The following is a 19,011-nucleotide window of genomic DNA, read 5'->3' as shown; positions in this document are numbered from 1 at the left end:
TCAGTGCGCCTTGTGCTCGATCGACGGTGCGTCGGCTTGCAGCTTCTGCACCTCGCTCACCGCCAGCTCTGCCGATTGCCCGCCCCAGCCCTGACGCAGGTAGTTGAGCAGATCGGTCAGTTGCTCAGGACTGAGCTTGTCGGCGAAACCCGGCATTGGTTGCATGTGCTCGAACCCGGAAAACTTCTGTTCGCCGATGCCGTCCTCGATCACCCGCAGCAGGTTACGCGGGTCTTCCAGACGCAACGTGGTGTTGCCGCGCATGGCCACCGCGATGTGCGGCTTGCCTTCGCCACCCGCCGCGTGACAACCGGCGCAGACGTTCAGGTATTCCTGACGACCGCGCTGGGCACTGGCACCGAGCTGCGCGACTGGCACTTCAACCAGCGCCTTGGCTGCCGGCGGTTGCTCACCGAGCAGGAAAGTCGCCATGGCCGCCAGATCCGCATCCTTGAGGCCTTGAGTGCTGTTGTGAAACACCGGGAACATCTCGTTGAACATCGTGCCCTGCGCACTCATGCCGTGTTTAAGAAACGCCGCCAGATCCTGCTGGTTCCAGCCGCGCGCAGCCAGATCGGTGGCGAGCAGGCTCGGCGCCAGGTAGCCGTTGAGGATGCCGCCAGTCAAGCGCTTGTCCAGCTGCATTGCGCCCGGCAGGCCGCGTGGGGTATGGCATTCGCCGCAGTGGCCGAGCACTTCGACCATGTACTGGCCGCGCTTCCACGCTTCGCTTTTGCCTTCGGCCGGTTCCAGCTTCAGAGCGCTGCCATAGAGCATGTTCCAGCCCATCAGGCCCGGGCGCACGTTAAACGGAAAACTCAGGCTGGTGACCGGCGCGGCACGCTCGATCGGCTCGATGGTTTTCAGATAGGCATGGATCGCGTCGGAGTCTGCGCGCGGCATCAGGTGATACGAGGTATACGGCATCGCCGGATACAGGTTCGCCCCGTCGCGCCGCTTGCCTTCGGTCAGCGCAGCGAAGAATTCGTCATCGTTGTACAAACCGATGCCGTATTTCTTGCTCGGAGTGATGTTGGTGCCGTAGATCGTGCCGAACGGCGAGACGATCGGCAGTCCGCCGGCAAACGGCGCGCCACCGGCGGCGGTGTGGCAAGCCATGCAGTCGGCAGCGCGGGCGAGGTATTCGCCGCGCTTGATCTGCTCATCGGCGTGGGCGAACAACACTGGCGCGGCAATGCCGACCGCCAGCGTCAGGCGGGTCAGTAAACGCTTCATGTTTAACCCTCCTTGACCAAGCCGAGATCGGTCAGCACGTTGCGGGTGGCGTTGTAATAACGCACGTACCCGGTGCAACGGCAAACGTGATGGCCGAGGCTGTCCTCGATGACCTGTTCCAGCTGGCTTTTGACGATTGGCTGACGCTGCAGCTTTTCCACCAATACCGTCGCGGCGTTGACGAAGCCCGGCGCGCAGTAGCTGCACTGAAAGGCGAACTCATCGACGAAACGTTGCTGGATCGGATTCAGCTCAGTGACCTGGCCCTGCTCGTCACGCTTGGCGTGGGCCTCGATGGTGCGAACCTTTTTGCCCTCGAAATAATGCGCACCAGTGATGCAGGTGCGCACTTCTTCGCTGGTGCCGTCCGGGTTGTCGACGATCACCACGCAGGCGTGGCAGATGCCCTGGCCACAGCCCAGACGCGAACCGGTGAGGTTTTTGTATTCGTGCAGATAGTCGATCATCGGCAGGTCATCAGGGATGTCCACCGGGCCGACGGATTGACCATTGAGGGTCAGTTGAAGCGGACGGTTAGCCATTGAGGGCCTCCTTGATGCGCGCAGCAGTGATGGGCAGGTCGCGAACACGTTTACCGATGGCGTGTGCCACGGCGTTACCGATGGCGCCGACAATCGGGATCATCACCACCTCGGCGATGCCCTTGGACGGATCGCTCGGTGACAGCGGCGGCAGAATTTCCGCGGTCTGCTTCCACACCGCAACGTGACGGGCCATCGGCAAGCGATAACGGTTGAAGTTCCAGTCACCCTCCCCCGGCCCGCCTTCGTACAGCGGCATGTCTTCCATCAAAGCGTGCCCGATGCCCATGGCGATGCCGCCTTCGAGCTGGCCCTTGACCAGTTCTTCGACCAGCACGCGGCCGCACTCGACTCACGAATGGTGGTTGAGCACTTCAACTTCTGCAGAACCTTTATTGACCTTAAGCTCGACCAGCGTGGCGACCGGACTGTAGTAAGTCACCGCGGCGTTATTCAACTGCACCACCGGATAGTTGATGTTCTGGCGATCGAGCAAATGGAAACCGGCGCTGTTCATCTGCGCCTTTTTCGCTTGCGGCGCGCCATCACCGTACTTCACCGCCAGACCGTCAAGCGGCAGGCGCTCGCGTACACCGTCGATGCTGTATTCAGCCTCGGCCCAGCTCCAGCGGTTGAAACCGTGCACGGTAGCGGCGGTGACCAGACCGCGTTCGTGAGCACGCTTGGCCAGTTCCTCAAAGCTCAGCGGCTGCATGCCGTTGGCGGTCAGTTTGCCGTCGACCCAGTGCGCATCTTCGCGACGCACCACGTAAGGGTTGGCCTGGCCGCCATACGGGCCCTGACGCCAGATCTCCAGCGCCGCTGGCCACAATCCATGATTGAACAGCACGCGCGCCGCTTCACGGGTGGCGTGGCTGAAGTAGTAAGCCGAGTTGGTCGCGGACGATGCCGAAGCCAATTTGCCGACCCAACGCGGGTTGCGCAGCAGGTTGTCCTGCTCGGCCTGGCTCATGATGTAAGGGTTGCCACTGGTGATCAGCTGCATTTCCTTCCATTCGGTTTCGCCGGTTTTCACTTCATGGGCCGGGCTGCCGAGGAAATCGGCAACCACCAGCGCTTGCGAGGTGGACATGCCAGTGCCGATTTCGATGCCGATGTGGCGAAGGCTGATGCGCCCGTCAGCGTTGAACTCGACGCTGGCCATCGGCGCTTCGGAACCGGTGCCGAAGTCTTTCTGGCAAATGGCAAAACCGACGCCGTACCAGTTGTCCGGGTCGGCCGCTTCGCGCTGCTGCTTGATCGCCTCGCGGTTTTTCCAGACTTGGTGCACCGCGGCCTTGTCGAGAATTTCGTGCAGGCGCAGTGCACCGGCAGGAATCGCGCCCTGAGTGTTTTTCATGCCCGAACGCAGGGCGTTCTTGCGCCGCAGATCAATTGCGTCGACGCCGAGGCGATCGGCGATTTCATCGACCATCATTTCGGTCGACGCCATGCTCTGCAATGTGCCGTAACCGCGCATCGAGCCTGCTTCCACCGCACGTGAGTGGTACGCCGTGACCTGCAGATCGTTCTGCGGCATGTAGTAGATCGACTGCGCCGCTGTTGCACCAACCGCCGCCACCGACGGGCTGTAGTTGACCCGACCGCCACCGTCGACGCTCATTTCAGCGCGGAAGATCTTGAAGGTGTAGTCGTTCTTGTCCACGGCCAACTGGTAGCGGATGTCGAACGGGTGACGCTTGATGCCGCTCTGAAATTGCTCGTAGCGGTCGTTGGCCAGACGCACCGGCACCCCAGCGCCATACAGCGCAGCGAGGGCTGCGTAGTAGACGAAAATGTTGTGGTCCTTGGAGCCATAACCGACGGTGTAACCCGGGTGCATGTTCAGATTGGCGAGGCCAAAACGCGACGGCGCGATCATTTTCGCCGTCTCGGTCGCCACTTCCAGCGGGCACTGGGTGGCCACGACGAAGTGCAGGGTCTTGGTCTGCGGATCGTACCAGCCGTTGCCGTTGTCCGGTTCCAGCGCGGCCGGCTCGATCGATGGGGTCTTGTAGCGCTCGTCGAACACCAGCCAGTTGTCCGGCGGCGTATCGATCTCTTTCTTCATGCGCTCGGCGTAGAACAGGCCGCGCTCGGTCAGGTTGCCGTGCAGGTCCGGCTGGGAATTCCACACCGGGCGACGGTTTTTGAGCATCGGGAACAGGATCGAGTCCTTGAGGCTGGCAAACTCGTCTTCATCCGCCGACGTCGGGCCGCCGACACGTACGTAGCGGAAGCTGCCGTAGGGATCGCCTTCGTAGAACGGCACCTTGTCGCCGTAACGAATCGCTTTGTCGTTGAATTTGAGCTGGTTCTTGGCCTGACGGAAACGCTCGAAATCGTTCCAGATCAGGATCGCCACCGGGTGGCCGATGAACATCGGTACCTTGCCTTCCGGCAGCAGCGGATCAGGGGCGTGCTCTTCGGGGAAGACGATGCCGTCCTTGTCCAGGTCAGCGGCGGTGACGATGCGGTCCGGCTGCAACTCGGTGCCGAGCCAGGACAGGTCGAAGCCGTTGTAGATTCGGTCAGCCTTGATGGTTTTCAGCAACATGGCGTGGCCTTGCTGGTGCGGCCAGCCCGGCATGTCTTTGGAGCGGATGTCGCGGGCAAACACTTTGCTGCCGCAGACCTTGGACAAGGCATCGTTTCGCTGACGCGCCTTGCCATTGTGGCCGAGCCACTGCTCGGACGGCACCGTAACGCTGTTTTCCATCAAGGCAGCCAGCGCCTGACTGCTGAGCGGCGTGAGCGTGACGCTCACACCCGCCACCAGCCCGCCCTGGAGGAACGAGCGCCGGGATATTTCACGGTTGGACATGGATCATCCTCTGGGCGGTTATATATCCGCCCTTGTGGTTATCTACTGGGGATCTCGAGTCTTGCAGAAGCCCTTTCTGGCGAAGCAAAGAGCTGTGTTGACAGTGCAAAGCTGACCGAAAGGTTAACTTTAAAGGTTTCCGAGGCCGCAGCAAACAACCAGACACAAAAAAGCTGACTAAATAATCAAAAAATCAATGCGGCGTGGTACCGCAGCAATTGATTTGAAAATCGAATCCTGTAGGAGTGAGCCTGCTCGCGATTGCGATTCTTCAGTCACAAAGTTGGCGACTGGACTACCGCGATCGCGAGCAGGCTCACTCCTACAAGGGATTTGCGCTGGATTCAGGAGGGAAGATCAAATTTCAGACACAAAAAACCCCGGTCTTTCGACCAGGGTCTTTGCTATCGATTCCGAATCAACCGTTGGCTGACTTCGGTGCCTCAAGGCGTTCAGTGGTCCTTGGAGCAGATATGGCGCAGCGGACGGGACTCGAACCCGCGACCCCCGGCGTGACAGGCCGGTATTCTAACCGACTGAACTACCGCTGCGTATCGCTTTGAGCTTGCGCTCAAGTAACTCGTTTTGACTGCAGGCTTCGGTGCCTGGCAGTCGCGAACCAGATTGCTCTGACTCGTAAAATATGGCGCAGCGGACGGGACTCGAACCCGCGACCCCCGGCGTGACAGGCCGGTATTCTAACCGACTGAACTACCGCTGCGCGTCGGTGCAGGCACTTTCAGCCTACGTTCTTGCTTGCGCAAGTTCTCGGGAGTGGTGGGTGATGACGGGATCGAACCGCCGACATTCTGCTTGTAAGGCAGACGCTCTCCCAGCTGAGCTAATCACCCGTTTGCATCTCCGAGGCCGCGAAATTTACGCAGGTAGCGAACCTAAGTCAATAGCAGGATTGGAGTTTTTTTCAAAAACAGCTTTTAGCTGCAAGCTATCAGCCACAAGAAAAAGCATGAACACCCACAGCAGGTACACCACCATGCTTCAACTTGCAGCTTGAAGCTAGAAGCTGCCTCTCGCTACGTGTAGACCATTTTCTTGGTCATGCCGCCATCGACGACGAATTCCTGCCCGGTGACGAACCCGGCATTCCTCGACAGCAGCCACGCCACCATCGCCGCGACATCTTCGACCGTGCCTACCCTGCCCGCCGGATGCTGGGCATGATCGGCATCTGCCAAGGGTTCGGCGCGCCGCGCAGAGGGGTCGCGCGCATCGATCCAGCCGGGGCTGACGGCGTTGACGCGAATCTCCGGGCCGAGGCTGATTGCAAGTGCGTGAGTCAGCGCCAGCAGCCCGCCCTTGCTTGCCGCATACGCTTCGCTATCTGCTTCGGACTGACGGGCTCGGGTCGAGGCCAGATTGACGATCGAACCGTTGTGCGCGCGCAGGTACGGTGCGCAGTGCTTGGCCAGCAGCATCGGCCCGCTGAGGTTCACCGCCAGCACGCGATTCCAGTAGGCCAGATCAAGGCTTTCCAGAGTGATGTTGTGCGGATCAGCCACAGCGGCGTTGCAAACCAGCGCATCGAGCCGGCCAAACTGCCCAAGCACCTCAGCTACGCCGAGGGCGACCTGATTTTCGTCGGCGACATCCATGGCGATGAACCAGGCATTCTCACCCAGCACCTTCGCCACTTTCGAGCCGCGCGTGCGATCGAGATCGGTCAGCACCACTTGCCAGCCTTCGCTGATCAGCCAGGCAGAGATCCCCAGACCAATGCCGCGAGCGGCCCCCGTGACCAGCGCAACGCGGCCATGGGTGCCTGCGGTCGGCGTAGACAATTCGATCACAACGCAGCCAGACCGCGCGCCAGATCGGCCTGCAGGTCAGCCACATCTTCCAGACCGACCGCAATGCGGATCAGGCTGTCACGAATACCCGCCGCTTCCCGCTCCTGCGGCGCCAGACGGCCGTGGGAGGTGGTGCTTGGATGGGTAATCGTGGTCTTGCTGTCGCCCAGGTTGGCGGTGATCGAAATCAGTCGAGTGGCGTCGATAAAGCGCCAGGCGCCCTCCTTGCCCCCCTTGACCTCAAAACTCACCACCGCACCGAAGGCCTTCTGCTGGCGCTGTGCCAGTTCGTGCTGCGGATGGCTTTTCAGACCGGCGTAATGGACCTTCTCGATGCCTACCTGCTGTTCCAGCCATTCGGCCAGCTCCTGCGCGTTGGCGCAATGCGCCTTCATGCGAAGGTTGAGGGTTTCCAGACCCTTGAGGAAAATCCATGCATTGAACGGGCTCAGCGTCGGCCCGGCGGTACGCAGAAAGCCGACAACTTCTTTCATTTGCTCGCTGCGGCCAGCGACTACACCGCCCATGCAACGACCCTGGCCGTCGATGAATTTGGTCGCCGAATGCACGACGATGTCCGCGCCCATCTTCAGCGGCTGCTGCAACGCCGGGGTGCAGAAGCAGTTGTCGACCACCAGCATAGAGCCTTTGGCGTGAGCGATTTCCGCCAGCGCGGCAATATCGACCAGCTCGGCCAGCGGATTGGAGGGCGACTCGACAAACAGTAGCTTGGTGTTGGACTTGATCGCCGCATCCCACGCCGACAGGTCAGCGAGGGGCACGTAATCGACTTGCACACCGAAGCGCTTGAAGTACTTCTCGAACAGGCTGATGGTCGAACCGAACACACTGCGCGAAACCAGCACGTGGTCACCGGCACTGCACAGGCTCATGACCACTGCCATGATCGCCGCCATGCCGGTGGCGGTCGCAACGGCCTGCTCGGCACCTTCCAGCGCAGCAATGCGCTCTTCGAATGCGCGCACGGTCGGGTTGGTGTAGCGCGAGTAGACGTTGCCCGGCACTTCTCCGGCAAACCGTGCGGCCGCATCGGCGGCGGTACGGAACACGTAGCTGGAGGTGAAGAACATCGGATCGCCGTGCTCGCCTTCCGGCGTACGGTGCTGACCGGCGCGTACGGCCAGAGTATCGAACGCTACGCCTTCGAGGTCGCTGTCCAGCCGACCGGCATCCCATTCCTGACTCATGCTGTCACTCCTTGCCCTGTTCTCGAAAATTGACTATCAGATACAAAACCGGCCCCTCAGGGCCGGTAGAAACTCAGTTGTTGTACAGATCGATGATCGCACTGACCGCCTGGGTCTTGACCTTCGAGGCATCGTTGCGTGCCTGCTCGATCTTGTTCAGGTAGGCCTCGTCGACGTCGCCGGTGACGTACTTGCCGTCAAACACCGCACAATCGAACTGCTCGATCTTGATCTTGCCGCCACCGACCGCTTCGATCAAGTCCGGCAGATCCTGATAGATCAACCAGTCAGCGCCGATCAGATCCGCCACGTCCTGAGTCGAACGGTTGTGTGCGATCAGTTCATGCGCGCTCGGCATGTCGATGCCGTAGACGTTCGGGAAGCGTACCGCCGGTGCCGCCGAGCAGAAGTAGACGTTTTTCGCGCCGGCTTCGCGGGCCATCTGGATGATCTGCTTGCAGGTGGTGCCGCGTACGATCGAGTCGTCGACCAGCATCACGTTCTTGCCGCGGAATTCCAGCTCGATGGCGTTGAGCTTCTGGCGCACCGACTTCTTGCGTGCCGCCTGGCCAGGCATGATGAAGGTCCGGCCGATGTAGCGGTTCTTGACGAAACCTTCGCGGAATTTCACACCCAGGTGGTTGGCCAGTTCCAGTGCCGCGGTGCGGCTGGTGTCCGGAATCGGGATGACCACGTCGATATCGTGCTCCGGACGCTCGCGCTGGATCTTTTCGGCGAGCTTCTCACCCATGCGCAGACGCGCCTTGTAGACCGAAACGCCATCAATGATCGAATCCGGACGCGCCAGATAGACGTGCTCGAAGATGCACGGGGTCAGCGACGGGTTGGTCGCGCACTGACGGGTGTGCAGCTTGCCGTCTTCGGTGATGTACACCGCTTCGCCCGGCGCGAGGTCGCGAATCAGGGTGAAACCGAGCACATCCAGCGAAACGCTTTCCGAGGCGATCATGTACTCGACGCCTTCGTCGGTGTGACGCTGGCCGAACACGATCGGACGGATGCCGTGCGGGTCGCGGAAACCGACGATGCCGTAACCGGTGACCATGGCCACGACCGCATAACCACCGACGCAGCGGTTGTGCACGTCAGTCACGGCGGCAAACACGTCTTCTTCGGTCGGTTGCAGCTTGCCGCGCTGGGCCAGCTCGTGGGCGAATACGTTGAGCAGCACTTCCGAGTCGGAACTGGTGTTGACGTGACGCAGATCGGATTCGTAGATCTCTTTGGCCAACTGCTCGACGTTGGTCAAGTTGCCGTTGTGCGCCAAAGTGATGCCGTAAGGCGAGTTGACGTAGAACGGCTGGGCTTCGGCCGAAGTCGAGCTGCCCGCCGTCGGGTAACGGACGTGGCCGATACCCATGTGGCCGACCAGACGCTGCATGTGACGCTGCTGGAACACGTCACGCACCAGGCCATTGTCCTTGCGCAGGAACAACCGGCCATCATGGCTGGTCACGATACCGGCAGCGTCCTGGCCGCGGTGCTGGAGCACGGTTAGCGCGTCATACAGCGCCTGATTGACGTTCGACTTACCGACGATACCGACGATGCCACACATGCGACGCAACCCCTACTTAATGGATCTGAACTGAACAACACTCACTGAGGCGTTTTCGCCGCCGGCAAGAGTTGCTCCTTGAACGGAATATCAGCGGGTACGCTGATTCCGCTGGCAAGCCACTGACTGCTCCACCCGAGAATCAGGTTTTTGGACCAGTCGGCGACCAATAGAAACTTGGGTACGAGCTGTGATTCTTTCCACCACCCGTCCTGCTGTACCGGCCCCAGGCTCAACAGCCCGACCGCCACGACCACCAGCAACACGCCACGCGCTGCGCCGAAGGCCATGCCGAGGAATCGATCGGTCCCGGACAACCCGGTGACGCGAACCAATTCGCCGATAAGATAATTGATCATTGCGCCCACGATCAGTGTGGCGACAAACATGATGGCACAGCCCGCGATCACGCGAGCCGATGGAGTTTCGATGTATCCGGCGAGGTACTCGGACAATGAGCCACCGAACATCCAGGCGACGGCTCCTGCGATGATCCAGGTCACCAGCGATAATGCTTCCTTGACGAAGCCGCGGCTCAGACTGATCAAAGCGGAGATGGCGATGATTGCAACGATCGCCCAGTCAACCCAGGTAAATGGCACAGTGCAGCCTACAGACGGATAAGGCGGCGCATTTTAGCAGAGCGCATGCCTCTCGGTAAGCTGCGATTTCCTGTGCTTTTCAATCGAGGCGATAGTTTTTAACCGCGCTCGGGCTGGAAACGCACAACAAAGCCTTTGAGGTTCTGCTGGCGACTGAGCAGATCGCGCAGACGATCGGCTTCGGCACGCTCGATCAGCGGGCCGACGAACACCCGATTCTTGCCGTCGGCAGAACGGATGTAGGCGTTATAGCCCTGACTACGCAGATTTTTCTGCAGGCTTTCGGCGCTGGCGCGGCTCGACAGACTGGCCAGTTGCACCGACCAGCTCACGGATAGACCGTTGGCATCGACGCGACTTTGCGCCGGATCAGGCTTGGTCGACGATGAAGTGATCGGCTGCGCCGGTGCCGGAATCGGCTTGGACACCGCAGGCGGCGCTGCCGGCTTGGCGATGGCGATAGGCGCAGCGGGTGCCGGCGCTTGTGCCGCGGGCGCTGCTGGAGCTGCCGTCGTCGTGTCTGCGGCGACCTCTTCATCGGTTGGCACAGGCTCTTGCGGCAAGGCTTGTGGTTCCGGCACGGCCACCGGCTCCATCTGCACCTGCGGCACGACCGGCGCTTGCGGCGCAGCGGGCGCATCGACAGTCACCTGGCGCTGCTCGTCCTGACGCGAAAACAGCATCGGCAGGAAAATCACCGCCAGCGCCACCAGCACCAGTGCGCCAACCATGCGCTGCTTGTACGCTTTATCCAGCAAAGCCATTTGCCGCCTCCTCCGTGGAGCGCCGGGACAGCCATTCAAGGGCCTCGGCGACACAATAAAATGATCCGAACAACAGAATCTCGTCGTCAGCGGTCGCCAGCGCGCACTGCCCTTCCAAAGCGGCCGCAACACTGGCGTAAGACGTGACCGAGGCGCCAAGCCCCTGCAGCGCCGCGTGCAATTCGGCAACCGGACGCGCACGCGGCGAATCCAGCGGCGCCACCGCCCAGTGCTGGACACTAGCATTCAATTCGCCGACAACACCATCCAGATCCTTGTCGGCCAGCAGACCGAACACCGCCAGACGCTTGCCGAGCGGCGGACGCGTGGCCAGGCGACCTGCCAGGTATTCAGCGGCATGCGGATTGTGGCCGACATCGAGCAACAGGTTCAGACGCTTGCCGTTCCACTCGAAGGTCCGCCGATCGAGGCGCCCGACCACGCGCGTTGCCTGCAACGCGGCCACGATCTGCTGCGCATCCCAGGGCAACCCAAGTAACAGGTACGCCTGCAAGGCCAGCGCGGCGTTCTCCATCGGCAGATCGAGCAGCGGCAAATCGCGCAGCTCAACCACTTGCCCCTGCGCATCGGTCCCGCGCCACTGCCAGAACCGGTCAGTGACACCGAGATCGAAATCACGCCCGCGCAAGAAGAACGGGCACGCCAGTTCACGTACCTTGTCGAGCAGCGGTTGCGGAGGATTGAGATCGCCGCACAAGGCGGGCTTGCCCTGGCGGAAGATACCGGCCTTCTCGAAGGCCACGGACTCGCGGGTATCACCCAGATAATCAGCGTGATCGACGCCAATACTGGTCACCAGCGCGATATCGGCATCGACCACGTTGACCGTGTCCAGCCGCCCGCCCAGGCCGACTTCCAGCACCACCGCGTCCAGACCGGCCTGTTGAAACAGCCAGAACGCCGCCAGCGTGCCCATTTCGAAGTAAGTCAGGGAAGTGTCGCCACGCCCGGCCTCGACGGCGGTAAAGGCCTGGCACAACTGTGCATCAGTGGCTTCGACGCCATTGAGCTGCACCCGCTCGTTGTAACGCAGCAGGTGCGGAGAATTGTAGACACCAACGCTCAGGCCCTGCGCACGCAGCAATGCAGCCACGAATGCGCAGGTGGAACCCTTGCCATTGGTGCCGGTAACCGTGATCACCCGAGGCGCCGGCTGGCCCAGCCCCATGCGGGACGCTACCTGTTGCGAACGCTCCAGCCCCATGTCGATGGCCGATGGATGCAACTGCTCAAGGTAGGCGAGCCATTCGCCAAGGGTGCGCTCGGTCATAGGCCGGCAGGGACCGGCGGCACGACGATCGGCTCGACGGGCGCAGCGACAAATTTGGGCGTCGGCTTGCCAGTCATTTGCGCCAGCAGGTTGCCCAGACGCGGACGCAGTTCCTGACGATGGATGATCATGTCGATCGCGCCGTGCTCCAGCAGGAACTCGCTGCGCTGGAAGCCTTCCGGCAGTTTTTCCCGCACGGTTTGTTCGATCACGCGTGGACCAGCGAAGCCGATCAACGCTTTCGGCTCACCGACGATGACATCGCCGAGCATCGCCAGACTGGCGGAAACGCCGCCGTAGACCGGGTCGGTCAGCACCGAGATGAACGGAATGCCTTCTTCGCGCAGACGCGCCAGCACGGCCGAAGTCTTGGCCATTTGCATCAGCGAGATCAGCGCTTCCTGCATGCGCGCACCGCCGGAAGCAGCGAAGCAAATCATCGGGCAACGGTTTTCCAGCGCATAGTTGGCAGCGCGGACAAAGCGCTCACCGACGATGGCGCCCATCGAACCGCCCATGAAATTGAATTCGAAAGCCGAAACCACTACCGGCATGCCCAGCAGCGTGCCGCTGACGGAAATCAGCGCGTCTTTTTCGCCGGTCTGCTTCTGCGCTGCGGTCAGGCGGTCTTTGTATTTTTTGCCGTCGCGGAATTTCAGACGGTCAACCGGCTCCAGATCGGCGCCCAGTTCATTGCGACCTTCGGCATCGAGGAAAATATCGATGCGCGCGCGTGCGCCGATGCGCATGTGGTGGTTGCACTTGGGGCAAACATCCAGGGTTTTTTCCAGTTCCGGGCGGTACAGCACAGCCTCGCACGAAGGGCATTTGTGCCACAGTCCTTCAGGCACCGAGCTCTTCTTGACCTCCGAGCGCATGATCGAAGGGATCAGTTTGTCTACTAACCAGTTGCTCATGCTTTCTTTCTCCAGTACCGGCGGCCCGAACGCTCTGGTTCGCAGCCCCGCGTATGCCCTTGAGCTAAATTCATGTGTGTGGCGATGATTGCCGCTAGCCACGATCAGCGCGAAACATGACCTGCGTGCGAAACGGCAACCCTCAGCCGCGCCTGCTGTGTGCAGGTGCATTGATGGACGGCGGCAGACTGCCAGCCGTCACATCCTTATGGTGCTTTGCGTACCGCCTCGATGAATGCCCGAATCTTTGCGTGATCCTTGATGCCCTTGCTCTGCTCCACCCCGCCGCTGACATCCACCGCGTAAGGTTTTACCCGTGTGACCGCGTCGGCAATGTTCTCGGGAGTCAGCCCGCCCGCCAGAATCAACGGTTTGCTCAAATGCTGCGGGATCAGTGACCAGTCGAATGCTTCTCCGGTTCCGCCGGGCACGCCTTCAACGTAAGTGTCGAGCAGCACGCCACTGGCGCCCGGATAGGCATCGCAGGCCGCCGCGACGTCATCGCCCACCTTGACCCGCAGCGCCTTGATATACGGACGATGCCAGCCTTCACAGTCCTCGGCGGCTTCGTCGCCATGAAACTGCAGCAGGTCCAGCGGCACCGCATCGAGGATTTCCCCGAGCTCGCAACGGCTGGCATTGACGAACAGGCCGACCGTAGTGACGAAGGGTGGCAGCGCCTGGATGATCGCCCGAGCCTGCTGCACGCTGACCGCCCGCGGACTCTTGGCGTAGAACACCAGGCCAATCGCGTCGGCCCCGGCTTCAACCGCGGCGAGCGCATCTTCGATGCGGGTAATCCCGCAAATCTTGCTGCGAACGGCTGACATGTGGAAACACTCCGAGGCTAAAACCGGGAAAGTCCCGGATGGTAACAAAAGCGTTCGAAGGCGTCAGCCGTCAAGTTCGGAGAAACCCGTAAGGAAATGTGGCCCGATGAAACGTTCCGGCAGCGGGAATTCATCGTGGTATTCGACTTGCACCAGGTACAAGCCGTAAGGATGCGCGGTCACCCCGCCGGAGCGCCGCTCGCGGCTTTCCAGCACTTCCTTCATCCACTCGACCGGGCGCTCGCCCGCACCGATGGTCATCAGCACACCGGCGATATTGCGCACCATGTGGTGCAAAAAGGCATTGGCGCGGATATCCAGCACGATCATTTTGCCGTGCCGGGTCACGCGCAGGTGATGCATCTTCTTGATCGGTGACTTGGCCTGGCACTGGCCGGCACGAAACGCACTGAAATCGTGAGTACCAATCAGGTACTGCGCGGCCTCGGCCATGCGCTCGACGTCCAGCGGACGGTGATTCCAGGTGATTTCTTCATTGAGATGCGCCGGGCGGATCTGGTCGTTATAGATCACATACCGATAACGCCGGGCGATCGCTTTGAAGCGTGCATGAAAATGCGCCGGCATCACCCGCGCCCAGCTGACACTGATGTCATGGGGCAGATTGATGTTGGCGCCCATGACCCAGGCCTTCAGCGAACGATCGACCTGAGTGTCGAAATGCACCACTTGCCCGCAGGCATGCACGCCAGCATCGGTACGCCCGGCGCATTGCAGGGAAACCGGCGAGTTGGCAACTTTCGACAAGGCCTTTTCGAGTTCTTCCTGCACCGTAGCGACACCCGTCAGTTGCCGCTGCCAGCCGCTGTAGCGCGAGCCTTTGTACTCGACGCCCAGCGCGACGCGGTAAAAGCCGTCGGGGGCCATTTCGGCGACCGGGTTATCTATGTTTGCCAAGGTGGGACAGCCTGCTGTGTTTGCAAAGGCGGGCATTATAAGGCGGTGGTTCAGGGATGCCAGAATTCTCTATCCCCATCAACGGCCCCATCGCGAGCAGGCTCACTCCTACAGGGGAACGCATTCCAAATGTAGGAGTGAGCCTGCTCGCGATAGCAATAGTCCAGACAACACATCATCGGGCACAAACAAAAACGGCAGCCTATGGCTGCCGCTTTGCTTCAACGCAGAACCTACGCCAGGTTGGAAAGCATCTCCTTGGCCTCGCTCCGCTGGGTTTCATCACCCTCGGTCAACACTTCATTGAGGATGTCGCGCGCCCCGTCGGAGTCGCCCATGTCGATGTAGGCTTGAGCGAGATCGAGCTTGGTCGCCGCTTCGTCAGTACCGGCGAGGAAGTCGAAATCGTCTTCGCCCAGATCGTCACCCAGCGCCGCGTCGGCTTCGGTGAAGGTCGGCTCGGCGATGCTTTGCGACAAGCGATCGAGTTCGGCGTTGACATCGTCCAATTCGGTGGTAAAGGCGTTCGACTCGGTCGCCGGGTTGCTGTCCATTTCGTCAGCCAGCGACAGATCGAAGTCGGCCGGCAGCTCCAGATCATCCTGCGGTACGTCGGCCACCACTGGCGCTTCGACTGGCGGCAGATCCTTCACACCTTCATCCAGATCAAGCAGGAACTCGTCTTCAGCCAAAGTCGCTGGCGACGGATCGGCACCGAGATCCATATCAAGATCGAAGTCCGACAGGTCGTCGAGATTCTCTTTCACTTCGGTCTGCTGTTGCAGCACCGACTCGAAACTCAGGTCATCGTCGGCCGGAAACGCGTCCAGCTCGACCGGTGCTTCAGGCTCGACCACTGGCGCCGGTTCAACCGGGGTGATGTTGTCGAGATCGTCCAGGCTCAGGTCAAATGCGCTGTCCAGGTCATCTTCAGCCGGCGCAGGCGCTTCAGGCTCGTCCAGCAGCAGGTCCTTGACGTATTGCGCGTCCAGCTCGGCGGCGACCGCCGCAGCGGCCAGACCGCCCGCAGCCACCAAAGCCATCGCCGGGAAGCGGCTCTTCAGCGCTTCAACTTTGGCGAAGTTGTCGCCGTTGGCCACCAGTTGGCGCTCCTGCGCGACGAACGCGTCACGATCGCCCTGCTGACCGTAGACTTCCATCAGTTTCAGACGCAGGTCACTGCGCTCCGGCTCGAGGCTGACGCCCTCCTCCAGCAGCGCGGCCGCCTGATTCAGGCGACCGGCATTGATATGCGACTGAGCCTTGTCGAGGACGTCATCGGAGCGATCCGCGGCCGGCGCGATCAGCGGCGCGGCAATCGGCTCGGCCATGACCACCGGCGCCACGATCGGCGCAGGAGTCGGCGCGGGCGCAGGTGCCGGGGTATTGAGTTTGACGCTCGCCGCCGGTGTTTCCAGACCTTCAAAGCTGCTTTCCGGCAGATCTTGTTCGGCGGAGAACTCCTGCTCTTCAGCCAGCGCACGAGCCATGCGCACATGCTTCTCGGCTTCCTGCTGGGCTTTGCGGCGACGGGCCAGCAGCAACAGCAGAAGCAGCAGCACCACTGCACCACCACCGATCAGCCCGAGCAGAATCGGATTGGTCAGCAGTTCATTGAAGGTCTTGTCGCCATCAGCGGCCGGCGTGGTTTCGACAACCGGCTCGACCACTGGCTCGACTGGCGTCTCTGCCGGTGGCGCGATGGCCGATTCCGGAGTGGGCGATGCCGAGGCGGCGTCAGCTGGAGTGGCTGGCGGTGTCGCCGCCAATTCAGCGGTGATTGCCGGTACCGGCGGCACCGCGCCATTAACCCCAGGCGCAGCGCCAGGAGCAGCAACAGCGCCGTCGGCCTGCATCTTCGCCAGTTGATTGTTCTTCAGCTCGATCAGCTTTTGCAGTTTGTCCAACTGGCTTTGCAGATCGGCCATGCGGCTTTTCAGTTCCTCATTGTCACGACGGGTCGTGTCGAGGTTTTCCTGAGTGATTGCCAGTTTGTTGCTCAGCGCCTGAGCGTCGCCGGCGGGACCCTTGCGGCCAGCCTTGGCGCTTTCGGCGGAGACCAGGCTCAGGTTGTCCTGCGCGTTCGGCGCAGCACCGGTATTGCCGCGACCGCGATTGGTCGCATCGAGTTGCTGTTGACCGCTGCCCGGCTTGGCCACATAACGCCGGCCCTGACGCCAGGCTTCGTTCTGCGCCGCGACTTCAGCGATGGCTGCGGACTGCGGCAACGCCGTGCTTTGTACTGGATCTGGCAGACGCAATACCTGACCGGTTTTCAGGCGGTTGATGTTGCCACCGATAAACGCATCCGGGTTCAGGGCTTGAATGGCCAGCATGGTTTGCTGCACCGAACCGCCGTTACGCGCCTTCGCGGCGATTTCCCAGAGGGTATCGCGCGGCGTGGTGGTGTATTGCCCGCGGTGCGTGGCGCCCGTGGTCGGTGCCACGATGGTTTGCGACGGCGCCGGTTGGGCTGCGGCGTCAGCGGTCTGCGGCGAGAATTTCGATGGATCCAGCAACACGCTGTAATCGCGCAGCAAGCGGCCGTTCGGCCACATCACCTGCACGAGGAATTTCACCATCGGTTCCGACAGCGGTTTGCTCGAAGTCACCCGCAAAACACTTTTGCCGCTGGCGTTGAGCACCGGGGTGAACGTCAGATCATTGAGGAAAGCCTGGCGGTCAACGCCGGCCTTGGCGAAATCTTCAGGTGACGCCAGGCTCGGCACCACTTCTGCCGCGGTGAGGTCCTTGACATCGAGCAGCTCGATTTCAGCCACCAGCGGCTGGTTCAGGGTCGACTTCAGGGTCAGCTCCCCGAGCCCGAGGGCATGCGCCATACCGGAGGACAGCGCCGAGGCGGCCGCTATTGCTAACACCAGTTTGCGAACTTGAACCATAGCCTCATCCTTTGTTTGAACGTTCCTCGGCCAGCGAGAAGCTTTTGAATAGCGCTGCCGTAAGGCATTGCGCGCGACGACGACAGATGTCGCGCGCGATCATTTCTTTGATGCCCCGGAAAGTCCCGGAGGGCTGACACGTCATCGACGTTTCGGATCAAGCATAGCGCTGACCTAGAATCAGTCGACAAATTGTTGCCAAGTATCTTTTACAGCAGGTCTTTTATCAACAATTCAGCCACCTGCACAGCATTGAGCGCTGCACCTTTGCGTACGTTATCTGACGTCAACCACAGATTTAGTTCCGCCGGATCGTCAACACCGAGGCGCACGCGACCGACATACACCACATCCTGCCCCACCGCGTCGCCGACGGCGGTCGGGTAATCACCGGCCTCGACCAGCTCGATACCCGACGCCGCTTCCAGCGCAGCGTTGACCTTTTCCAGGTCAACGGCCCGTGCGGATTGCAAGGTCACGCTAAAGCTATCGCCAAAAAACACCGGGGCTTGAACGCAAGTTGCGGAAATCTTTAGCGAAGGCTGCGCGAGCACCTGACGCAACTCGCGCACCAGACGCTTTTCCAGCAGCGTGTGGCCCTGCGCATCAGGCGTACCGACCTGGGCCAGCAGGTTGAACGCCATCTGCCGATCGAAGAAGGTCGGCTCAAGCGGACGCATGTTCAACAGCTCGGCAGTCTGCCGCGCCAGCTCGGACACGGCTTCGCGACCTTGCGCGGAAACCGCCAGATTGGCGGTGACGTTGACGTATTGCAGATCGAGCAGATCAAGCAATGGCGCCAGCACCACGGCCAGCGACGTCGCCGAAGGGCTTGGGCTGCTGACCTGGAACGGCGCGCTCAGCGTGGCGAGCAGCTCGACATTGGCTTCCGGCACCACTTGCGGCGCCTGATCGGCCGGCAAGGCGCCGGACAGGTCTATCAACGAACAACCAGCGGCATGCGCGCGGGCCGCGTAGCTCAGCGAGACCGCTGCGCCAGCGGCGAAAAACACCAGCTTGACCTTGCTGAAATCAAACTCGTCGACTTCCCGCACGCGTACGTTTTTATTGCGAAACAGCACCGAGCTGCCAGCCGATTCACTGCTGGCCAGCAGGTGCAGATTACCGACGGGAAAGTCGCGCTCTTCAAGGATTTGCACGAGGGTTTCGCCGACAGTACCGGTGGCGCCGATCACGGCAATATCTAAGGTCTGGGTCATGCTGCGAGCCTCTGGTGAAACGGGGGGAGCGGCACTTTACCGGGTGGCTGGCGTGCAGGCAATTTCTGCCAGCGATCGCTCAGGCAAATGCCTGACTCAGTCCGAAAATCAAAAGCCCCTCACCCTAGCCCTCTCCCGGAGGGAGAGGGGACTGACCGTGGTGGATGCAAGAGCAACGCCGGCCTGAATACCGAGTCGAACACAAATTCTGAAAAGCACAAAGATCGGCTCCCTCTCCCTCGGGAGAGGGCTGGGGTGAGGGGCAGCCCCACCACAAATCCAAAGCCAACCACCCGCTTCTAACCACTCAACAATGAGCGTTAGCTCGCGTGCTCTTGATCTTGCTTTTGACTCACCGGCGACATCGGAAGG

13 protein-coding genes, 3 tRNA genes and 1 pseudogene are annotated in these 19,011 nt (G+C 61.1%); all 17 read right to left on the bottom strand.

Going from position 1 to position 19,011, the window contains the following annotated elements:
- Entirely contained in the window at window positions 1–1,236 is a 1,236-nt protein-coding gene (locus BLU52_RS07935) for a c-type cytochrome (protein ID WP_090282660.1), read from the bottom strand.
- A gap of 2 nt (window positions 1,237–1,238) precedes the next feature.
- Window positions 1,239–1,778: a (2Fe-2S)-binding protein gene (locus BLU52_RS07930; RefSeq protein WP_090282659.1), complete on the bottom strand. Its 540-nt coding sequence runs from the start codon at window positions 1,776–1,778 to the stop codon at window positions 1,239–1,241.
- A pseudogene (locus BLU52_RS07925) lies at window positions 1,771–4,602 on the bottom strand (xanthine dehydrogenase family protein molybdopterin-binding subunit). Before BLU52_RS07925 ends, BLU52_RS07930 begins: the two are co-directional and overlap by 8 nt.
- Window positions 4,603–5,076: 474 nt before the next feature.
- Window positions 5,077–5,153, bottom strand: a tRNA-Asp gene (locus BLU52_RS07920).
- Window positions 5,154–5,246: 93 nt separating this feature from the next.
- A tRNA-Asp gene (locus tag BLU52_RS07915) sits at window positions 5,247–5,323 on the bottom strand.
- Window positions 5,324–5,377: 54 nt separating this feature from the next.
- Window positions 5,378–5,453: transfer RNA gene (locus tag BLU52_RS07910), tRNA-Val, on the bottom strand.
- 183 nt (window positions 5,454–5,636) lie between these two features.
- On the bottom strand, window positions 5,637–6,410 hold the full coding sequence (locus BLU52_RS07905; protein WP_090282658.1) for an SDR family oxidoreductase: 774 nt from the start codon (window positions 6,408–6,410) through the stop codon (window positions 5,637–5,639).
- Complete coding sequence (locus BLU52_RS07900; protein WP_090282657.1) at window positions 6,407–7,618, bottom strand: O-succinylhomoserine sulfhydrylase; 1,212 nt, start codon at window positions 7,616–7,618, stop codon at window positions 6,407–6,409. The genes BLU52_RS07905 and BLU52_RS07900 overlap by 4 nt, the downstream gene beginning before the upstream one ends.
- A gap of 73 nt (window positions 7,619–7,691) precedes the next feature.
- The gene (purF, locus tag BLU52_RS07895) at window positions 7,692–9,197 is read right to left on the bottom strand and encodes an amidophosphoribosyltransferase (protein WP_090282656.1); all 1,506 of its coding nucleotides are present in this window, start codon (window positions 9,195–9,197) and stop codon (window positions 7,692–7,694) included.
- 41 nt (window positions 9,198–9,238) lie between these two features.
- Window positions 9,239–9,799 carry a CvpA family protein gene (locus BLU52_RS07890; protein ID WP_090282655.1) on the bottom strand — a complete coding sequence of 187 codons (561 nt, stop codon included), beginning with the start codon at window positions 9,797–9,799 and terminating at the stop codon, window positions 9,239–9,241.
- Between the two features lie 98 nt (window positions 9,800–9,897).
- Entirely contained in the window at window positions 9,898–10,563 is a 666-nt protein-coding gene (locus tag BLU52_RS07885; protein WP_090282654.1) for an SPOR domain-containing protein, read from the bottom strand.
- Window positions 10,547–11,854 carry a bifunctional tetrahydrofolate synthase/dihydrofolate synthase gene (gene folC, locus BLU52_RS07880; RefSeq protein WP_090282653.1) on the bottom strand — a complete coding sequence of 436 codons (1,308 nt, stop codon included), beginning with the start codon at window positions 11,852–11,854 and terminating at the stop codon, window positions 10,547–10,549. The genes BLU52_RS07885 and folC overlap by 17 nt, the downstream gene beginning before the upstream one ends.
- Entirely contained in the window at window positions 11,851–12,771 is a 921-nt protein-coding gene (gene accD / locus BLU52_RS07875) for an acetyl-CoA carboxylase, carboxyltransferase subunit beta (RefSeq protein WP_090282652.1), read from the bottom strand. Before accD ends, folC begins: the two co-directional genes overlap by 4 nt.
- A 206-nt stretch (window positions 12,772–12,977) precedes the next feature.
- Window positions 12,978–13,601, bottom strand: coding sequence for a phosphoribosylanthranilate isomerase (locus tag BLU52_RS07870; protein WP_090282651.1), 624 nt, complete (start codon window positions 13,599–13,601; stop codon window positions 12,978–12,980).
- Window positions 13,602–13,664: 63 nt separating this feature from the next.
- Window positions 13,665–14,489 (bottom strand): tRNA pseudouridine(38-40) synthase TruA, encoded by an 825-nt coding sequence (gene truA, locus BLU52_RS07865; RefSeq protein ID WP_047600206.1) that lies wholly within the window; start codon window positions 14,487–14,489, stop codon window positions 13,665–13,667.
- Window positions 14,490–14,752: 263 nt separating this feature from the next.
- Complete coding sequence (locus BLU52_RS07860) at window positions 14,753–17,419, bottom strand: FimV/HubP family polar landmark protein (RefSeq protein WP_090282649.1); 2,667 nt, start codon at window positions 17,417–17,419, stop codon at window positions 14,753–14,755.
- 209 nt (window positions 17,420–17,628) lie between these two features.
- A complete protein-coding gene (locus BLU52_RS07855; protein WP_090282648.1) occupies window positions 17,629–18,639 on the bottom strand; it encodes an aspartate-semialdehyde dehydrogenase in 1,011 nt (336 codons plus the stop codon).
- Window positions 18,640–19,011: the final 372 nt, after the last annotated feature.

The sequence above is a fragment of the Pseudomonas granadensis genome (assembly GCF_900105485.1).
Taxonomy (GTDB): domain Bacteria; phylum Pseudomonadota; class Gammaproteobacteria; order Pseudomonadales; family Pseudomonadaceae; genus Aquipseudomonas; species Aquipseudomonas granadensis.
This window is presented reverse-complemented; position numbering and strand designations above follow the sequence as displayed.